The sequence below is a fragment of the Shimia sp. MIT1388 genome (genome assembly GCF_047124445.1).
GTDB lineage: Bacteria > Pseudomonadota > Alphaproteobacteria > Rhodobacterales > Rhodobacteraceae > Shimia.
In genome coordinates this window covers 4,107,404-4,115,000 of sequence record NZ_CP138921.1, presented here as the reverse complement: position 1 = coordinate 4,115,000, position 7,597 = coordinate 4,107,404, and the positions used below count along the sequence as shown (strand labels likewise).

The window sequence follows — 7,597 nt, the reverse complement described above, 5'->3', positions numbered from 1 at the left end:
GACCGGCCCCAATGCCAAAGCAATCTCCGCCTTTACCGGCCAGCCCGCCAAAGAACCGCTACGGGTCTATGTCGGGCGCGCCAATGGCGAGACACCACGCGAACGGGCAGAACTGGCTTTGGCGGAACTGATCCGCGTTAAGGCGTTTGAACGCGAGGTGCTGATTGTCACCAGCCCAACCGGCACCGGCTGGATGGATCCGGGCTCCCATGATCCGGTGGAGTATATGCACAACGGCGACATCGCCACGGTGAGCGTGCAGTACTCTTATTTGCAATCACCTCTGGCGTTGATTTTGGAAACCCGCACCGGGTTGGATCAGGCCACAGCCTTGTTGGAAGTGGTGCATGAGTATTGGGAAACCTTGCCCAAAGACACGCGGCCCCGACTTTATGCACACGGGTTAAGCCTTGGGGCCTGGTCCTCCATGTATGCCACCAACCTGTTCCGCCTGCTCGATGATCCGATCAACGGTGCGTTTTGGGCCGGGCCGCCATTTCCGTCTCGCTTTTGGCAGACCATACAGAATGCCCGCAACTCGGACAGCCCCTGGGTGTTGCCGGAGTTGGGCACAGGCTCGCTGGTACGCTATGCCAACCATTTCCATGACGCCTCCGAAGCCCCCGGACCCTGGGGACGGATGCGGATTGCCTTTTTGCAGTACTCCAGCGACCCGATTGTGTTTTACGATCCGTTCTCGCTGTTTCGGGCGCCGGAATGGATGAATGATCCGCCTGCCGAGGATGTCTCCCGCCATCTGGTGTTCATTCCCATTGTCACCCAGTTCCAGTTGGCGCTGGATATGGCGCTGTCCTTTGGCGCACCACCCGGTCATGGCCATGCCTACTATGCGCGGGATTACATTTCACCCTGGGCCGAAGTCACGGCGCCCGCGGGATGGACCCGTGAAGATACCGAGCGGTTACGCGCGCATTGTGACCTTGGGGTTGGGCTTGGCTGTCGCAATGAGGTGGATAACTGACAAAGGCTAGCCCCTTCGGCCCCGAGTTTTATGGGCCGAAGGAGAGTATTCCTCACCTTAACTCAGGCATCTTCTGTTTCACTGCTGCTTTGTTTTGGCGCGCCAACATAGCCAGAGACCGCTTGCAGGATGCGGAAGGCGGTGGAGGCGTCGTTTTCGACGACGGCCATAAACTCGCTTTCGCCCAAGCGCAGCATTTCCAGATCGGATTTGGCATACATGTCCAGCGCGCGCTTTTCCTTGCGGATCAGAGCCAGTTCGCCCACCAGCGTGCCTGCGCCTGCTTCGGCCACCACATGGGATTGGCCATCCGGCGTGCGGTAGCCCAGACCGGCCTCCCCTTCGAGGATCAGATAGGCCCCATCGGAGGGATCATCCCCCATATGGAAGACATACTCGCCCGCCGGGGCGCTGTGCCATTGCGCGCCAAAGGCCAAGAGGCGCATTTGCCGGCGAGACAATCCGTTGAACATGTCGGCCGAGGCCAGCGCGCGCATCTTGCGGCGCAGGTCGGCGCTGGCGGCGTTGTCGGTGTCGTCCACCGCAGCCACACCGCTGTCTTTCAGGCGGCCATGTTCCAACTCCAACACCAGATCAAAGCTGTCAGCATCCTCAAACTCCTCCTCCAGATAGAGGAAGGTGGTGTTGGGCAGCAGTTCGCGCAGGTGAGCGATGGTGTGTGCCGCCTGCCCTTCCTCATAGTTGGCAAGGCACCGGTTGAGGATCATCACATCCGGCTTTTTGATGGCTGCGCGGCTGATGGCGAGCGGTTCGGCAAAGGCAGAGGGAAGCCCCGCGCCGCCGATGCCGGTGGGCACAGCGAACAGCAGCTCTGCCACCTCTTGCTTCATGCCCGCTTCTGCCAAGGTTTGCGCAACGATGTCGCGGATTTGCTCGGCACGGGGGCCTGCAGATGCGGCGAGTTTGCCGAAGATCGCGTTTTCCAGAACCGTCAGGCCGGGGGCATAGCGGTCTTCGCGCAGGGGGGCAAAATAGACGGCGGTCCATTCAGAGAGCTTTTGTGCCTCGGAGTGGCGCAGTTCCAGAATCGATTGCTTGAGCTCATCACTAAAGCCTGCGCCGATGCGTTCCGCGGACACAAGAAGCGGCAGCGAGATCATCTGCTCCAGTTCTTCTTGCGTCATATTGGCCAGCCGCACATCCCGGCTCTTGGCAAACAGCTCCACGTTGCGGGTGAAGTCGTCCGGATCAAAGCCAAGCTGTTGGAACAGCGGGTGGTCGGTGCCGTCCACGCCAAAGGTCTGGTTCAGCATTTCCACCACTTCGCGGCTCATGCGCAGGATGCTCTCTTCGATGCCCAGCTCTTGCAGCAGTTTCAGGAACTCACTGATGCGCTCCTCGCGGCCGTCGGTGATCATCTGGCGCGGGGTGGCAAAGAACAGGTTGGCGGCCACAGGCAGGGCCGGATTGTACTGGTCACGGTCAAAGCGGAAGTAGGATTTGGTGAGGCCCGCCTTGTCCAGCGCCGCGCGGATTTGTGGGCGCAGATCGACGAGAGTTTGCGCCAGTTCCGGGTGGTCGTTTTCCGCAAACGGCTGATCGAGCCCCTTGCGGAACAGGGCGTTGCCCGCGCCGGTGGCGTCCATGACGGCCACCCACCAGGCGTGCACGTCATCTTCACTGACAAGGTCGCCAAGCGCTGGGTTGACCCAATCCGAGAACAGGCGGTCACCACTGTTGCCGGTGCGGCTCGATTCATACGCGCGTTTTTTCTCCTCCGCCTCGCCCATGGGATCGGGTAGATCGGAGAGTGGCTTTTGCTTAAGTGGCATCAGGACGTTGTCGCCAAAAGTGCCTTCAAACACGTAGGGCGACGGATCGGCGTAGCCAACACGGGTGGCGATCACCCGTTGGTGCAGGTCGTTGAGTTTCACGTCACCAATCGAAAGCGAGCCGCTCAAAGGCGTGATCTCTCGCGTGAACAGCTCGGCCACAGCTCGGCGCTCCTCAGCGTCTTGGGAGCGGATGCCGATCACCGCGCCTTGGCGCACGGTGGTGGAGATGTTTTCCAGCACGCTGTCGCCGTCATGATCGCGCACGTAGACGTCTTTGAGGACGATGTCGCCAGTCAGGCGTGGAATGTCGTCGGGCTCATTGTCGATCAGTTCTTCGTCGACCATGCCTGATGGGCCAAAGCGGTCGCCAATCAGGTGCCAGCGCAGCGACAGGTCGGCGACGCGGTTGTAATAGTTCAACAGCTCTTTCCACGGCGACGACAGGTCTTTGTACGCGGCCAAAGCCGCCACAAGCGCGCCGAGGGTGACTTGCCCGCGGATCACAAGAAGGCCGCCCACGAGGTAGAAGAAGAACGGCGTCAGCTGGGTGATGAAGTTGTTGAGGAACTTCATGAAGAACTTTTTCTTGTAGATCGACAGGCGGATCAGGAAGAGCGTTCCCAGACGGCGGGTGATTTGCGACAGGCGGAAGCGCCAGCCGCCGTTGCCGCGCAGCTCGGGCGTGCCGGTGGCGGTCTCGCCAATTTCTGCGGCGAGATGACGGACCTGCACAATCCGGTCTTTGTTCAGCAGGTTGATCTGACGTTGCAGCTTGGGAATGAGCCAGGCCTGCAAGGGGATCAGCGCGATCGCGGCGAGGCCAAACCAGACGTTTTGCAGAAACAGGAAGGTCAGGATCGTGAGCATTTGCCCGGCCTGCATCACCGGCAGGCTGATGGCGTCCCCCATCATGCCGCCCAGAGGTTCCGCTTCGGCCGTGACCATGCTGACCATCTCGCCTTGAGAGGTGCGGCGCAGGTACGGCTGCGGGAAGCGGGTGATGCGCGATATCAATGTGTAGCGATAGCGGCGCAGCATACGTTCCGAGAGTACACCTTTCATGGTGTTGATGCGCATTTTCATCAGCCCGTGGAACAAGACTGCCAGCAAAAACAGGCAGCTGAGCATGATCAGGTAGTTTTCCTGCGTCATCTCCCAATTGAGCACATCGATGTAAGATGTGTCCGCATCAATCGCGTCGTTGATGATGCGCTTGGGCAGTTCCAAGGTCAGGAACTGTAACGGAAAAAGGCAGACCGTCAGGACCAGAAGCACCATCTGGTCACGTTTCGAATACTTCCAGATGAAGGCAAATAATGAGCGTTCGATACCGTCTACTCCCGGTTTGCGGCGCGGGGTCCGCGCCGTCCCATTCGGCAAATGCTACCAACCGAAGTGGGGCCTGTTCAAACGGATTCTTAATCGAAGTTTGCTAGAGTGAAAACAGAGGTTTGCTGTTCCTTGATTCTACCGCTAGTCTCTTTTCAGAACTTAGGATGGGGCGAGGTCTATGGACCAGATCACGACAGTGTTGTTGCTGGTCGCGGCACTTCAGATCAAACACTTGGTGGCGGATTTTTTCCTGCAAAACGCCAAGATGATCATGGGCCGCGAGAAATACTGGCACATGGGGCGCGCGCAACACGCGGGCATCCATGCGGTGTTTTCGATCCTTGTTCTGGCCGTGTTTGGCGCCAGCCCGATGCTGATTTTCTGGATGGTGCTGGTGGAGTTCATCGTGCACTTCCACATTGACTGGGCCAAGGCGCGCTATTCGGTAAATCGCAACCTGACCCCGGAACAGCCGCTTTATTGGTACGCCATGGGCACCGATCAGGCGCTGCATCAGCTGACCTATCTGGTGATGATCTGGGCGTATTACGCCTGTCAGTGAGCAAAGGTTTGGGTCAGCAACTGAGAACCGTGCTCAAGGTTTTGCTGATTTCCATAGCAAGCTGCACGTGGGCCCCTTTGGCCTTGGCGGAAGACGGGCTAGAGGCCTATTACAAGTTTACCGACCTTCCAGACCTCATCCAGCGTTTGGTCGATGAAGGCTGGGAAGTGCAGCAAGTCGACCGCCAACTCCACTACAGGTGCCTGAACTGCGAATCCAAGGTGGAAGCATTCCTGGACGTAACGCCTCTCTCAACCGTTGATTTGCTCGAACGGGCTAATAGCTACCGAGATCGGCTCAAACACTATTGTGCGGATCTGGCGATTTCCGGTTCAGGACGTTGTGTCAAAACCACGCCTTTTCGCGTGCGCGGCCACGTCCACCCTGGCCTCAAATCGGAGATCATAGTCGGAGAAAAGCAGTACATACGTCAAACGTTTTTCTCCAGAAACTCTCATGCGGGCCCCGTTCAAATCACCTCGGAAGTCTGGGCGGATAAGAATTCAGATATTCCAGCGGTCATCTCCGAAACCCTTGCGTCACATATGCTGAGGTTTACGCCTTGGTGGTAGCCAACGAAGCACCTAGCCAGTTGGAAAAATGTCCACGATGGCATGGATGTCTTGTGTTTCGCTGACCACAAACACGCGCGATTTTGTTTTTGATGTTTGCGAAACGACCACCTGAACCGAGGTATTGACCAACGCGGGCGACAAGAATCGGGCGCGCAGGTCGTGGATTTTGGTGTAGGGATTGGTCTGCGCAAAACCCGCTTCTGCCAAGGCACACAGCAACATGCCCGGCGCAATCACATCTGTGAAACCAGCCGCTTGCGCCGCAGTAATGTCCGCATGCAGCGGATTAGGGTCGTGCGCCAAGGTGGTGTAGCGCGTTATGTGGGTCGCGGTGAGTTGCAATGTTGCCAAAATCTGCGCCCCCTGCCCCAGCATTCTGGGCTGAAGCCTGGGCGCGGCCAGGGCGCGGATTGTCTCTGACGTCAGGAAGCGGACGCGGGTTTCGAGGGCGGCTTCCGTGTCCCTGATCTGAAAGCTCAACCGTGCGGATGTTTCGTCGGTTTGAGAGGACACCACAACGTTTGCACCGGCGACCACAGCACGATCCTCAATCCCAGATATCCGTTGAGATTCCTGCACGGCAAATGTGCCGGCTGGTGCGGTGAGACCATCCCGTATCGCCGCAAGCGCGGGATCGCCCAGCAAGAAGGCGGCGCGAGTTGTGAGCCGCGCAGCTTTGTCGGGAAGCTGGAGAAGTTCAGCAGTCAGGTCGGACAAGGCTGCGCTGTCGCCCTCGGCCACACCGCTTGCCAATTGCTGCAGCGCTGCGCCCATCTCAGTTTGGCGCATAGGCCTTGGCAATCAAGGTTGCGTTGATGCCGCCAAACGCCAGTGAGTTGGACATTACGGCCGCAAGAGGTTTGGGTTTGGCCACATTGGCGACCGGATCAAGGCCGATCTTGGGGTCGACCTCGGTGAAGTTGATGGTCGGCGGCACGGATTGGCGTTGCAACGCGCCGATGGCGACAATCATTTCCAATGCGCCTGCCGCGCCAAGCGCGTGGCCGTGGATGGGCTTGGTGGAAGAGACATCCAGCCCGTCCAGTTCCGCGCCAAACACGTCGCGGAGCGCCGTCACTTCGTTCACGTCATTGGCCACCGTGCCGGTGCCATGGGCGTTCACATAGCCGATATCGGAGGGCGTCAGGTCTGCGGACTTGAGCGCCATGCGCATACAGGCGGCGGCGCGGTTGGGATCGGGGCGCAAAAGATCACCCGCGTCAGAGTTGGTGCCAAAGCCAACCAGCTCACACAGGATGGTCGCCCCACGTGCCTCAGCACTTTCTAGGCTTTCCAGCACCAGAACCCCCGCCCCTTCGCCAAGGATCATGCCGTTGCGGTCTTTGCTGAAAGGGCGGTTTTGCTCTGCGGTCATCACCCGCAGCAGCTCCCAGACCCGAAACACGCCGCTTTCCAGACAGGCTTCCGCGCCGCCAGCGAGGCAGCGGTCCACCTGACCAGAGGCGACCATTTGATAGCCCATGCCGATGGACTGGCTGCCCGAGGAACAGGCGGTGGCGAGGCACAGCGCCGGACCGGTTGCGCCAAACTCCATGGACACCCAGCTGGCGGCGGCGTTGTTCATGATCTTGGGCACCGACATCGGGTCAAGCCGCATGGAGCCTTCGCGGCCCAGCTTCAGATAGTTGATGTTGAGCGTTTGTCCGCCGCCAAAACCGGACCCGATGGACACGCCGCAGCTGTCACCAAAATGGTCCTCCGTCAGACCCGCCTGCGCCACGGCTTCCCGCGCCGCGGTCAGCGCATATTCGGCGACTGGTTCACGCATTCGGTGGGTTTTTTCTCCCAGAACCTGCGCCAGATCCGCCTCTGACAAACGCGCAGCGGTTTTCACCCGTTGAGCGTCCAGATCGTCAAAATGGATTGGCTTCACGCCAGAGGTGCCGGCCTGTGTTGCATCAATCAAAACATCCGCGCCAAGACCGCAGGCGGAGACGGCGCCGCGGCCGGTGACGACGACGCGGCTCACGCCTCTGCGGCCTGATGCGCTTCGATTTTGGAGATCGCTAGGTTCAGCAGATCCTGCACCGTCACAACGTCGGTCAGCTCGTTGTCCACAGAGACATAGGCGCCGTATTTTTCCTCAATCGCCATGAGGATCATCACAAAGTCCGCGGACTGAATGTCCAGCTCCTCAAGCGGCCTTTCTGGTGTGATTTCAGACGGTTCCACCATGCCTTCCTGCGCGACCAGTTCGAGCAATTCTTTGGTCAGCGTCTCGCGATTGGTGCTCATAGGTGTTCTTCCAGTCTCTAAAATCTTTGGTCAAAAGGCCCGCGCAAATCTGGCGGGCCTGCTAAGTTTAGGCGGCTAAACGGGAATTTTCCAG

7 protein-coding genes (1 of these 7 only partly in view) are annotated in these 7,597 nt (G+C 59.1%); 3 read left to right on the top strand and 4 right to left on the bottom strand.

Annotated elements, in window-relative coordinates:
- Positions 1-982 carry the 3' portion of an alpha/beta hydrolase gene (locus SIB92_RS20215; RefSeq protein ID WP_412553703.1) on the top strand. It extends 614 nt beyond the left edge of the window, so the window shows 982 of its 1,596 coding nt (coding positions 615-1,596); the start codon falls outside the window, past its left edge; its stop codon occupies positions 980-982.
- Positions 983-1,044: 62 nt separating this feature from the next.
- Here SIB92_RS20215 and SIB92_RS20210 read toward each other — a convergent pair whose 3' ends face one another.
- Complete coding sequence (locus SIB92_RS20210; protein WP_412553702.1) at positions 1,045-4,056, bottom strand: cyclic nucleotide-binding domain-containing protein; 3,012 nt, start codon at positions 4,054-4,056, stop codon at positions 1,045-1,047.
- A 232-nt stretch (positions 4,057-4,288) separates the two neighbouring features.
- Here SIB92_RS20210 and SIB92_RS20205 point away from each other — a divergent pair, with 232 nt between their 5' ends.
- Both SIB92_RS20205 and SIB92_RS20200 read left to right on the top strand, forming a co-directional pair.
- Entirely contained in the window at positions 4,289-4,672 is a 384-nt protein-coding gene (locus tag SIB92_RS20205; RefSeq protein WP_412553701.1) for a DUF3307 domain-containing protein, read from the top strand.
- An 8-nt stretch (positions 4,673-4,680) separates the two neighbouring features.
- Positions 4,681-5,244, top strand: a complete 564-nt coding sequence (locus SIB92_RS20200; RefSeq protein ID WP_412553700.1) for a hypothetical protein — start codon at positions 4,681-4,683, stop codon at positions 5,242-5,244.
- 12 nt (positions 5,245-5,256) lie between these two features.
- On the opposite strand, the gene SIB92_RS20195 is transcribed toward SIB92_RS20200, so the two are convergent.
- The 3 genes from SIB92_RS20195 to SIB92_RS20185 are packed head-to-tail and all read right to left on the bottom strand — an operon-like array spanning position 5,257 to position 7,503.
- Positions 5,257-6,036 carry a MaoC family dehydratase gene (locus SIB92_RS20195; RefSeq protein ID WP_412553699.1) on the bottom strand — a complete coding sequence of 260 codons (780 nt, stop codon included), beginning with the start codon at positions 6,034-6,036 and terminating at the stop codon, positions 5,257-5,259.
- Positions 6,023-7,237, bottom strand: a complete 1,215-nt coding sequence (locus SIB92_RS20190) for a beta-ketoacyl-[acyl-carrier-protein] synthase family protein (protein ID WP_412553698.1) — start codon at positions 7,235-7,237, stop codon at positions 6,023-6,025. Before SIB92_RS20190 ends, SIB92_RS20195 begins: the two co-directional genes overlap by 14 nt.
- Entirely contained in the window at positions 7,234-7,503 is a 270-nt protein-coding gene (locus tag SIB92_RS20185) for an acyl carrier protein (RefSeq protein ID WP_294119398.1), read from the bottom strand. The genes SIB92_RS20190 and SIB92_RS20185 overlap by 4 nt, the downstream gene beginning before the upstream one ends.
- Between the last annotated feature and the right edge of the window lie 94 nt (positions 7,504-7,597).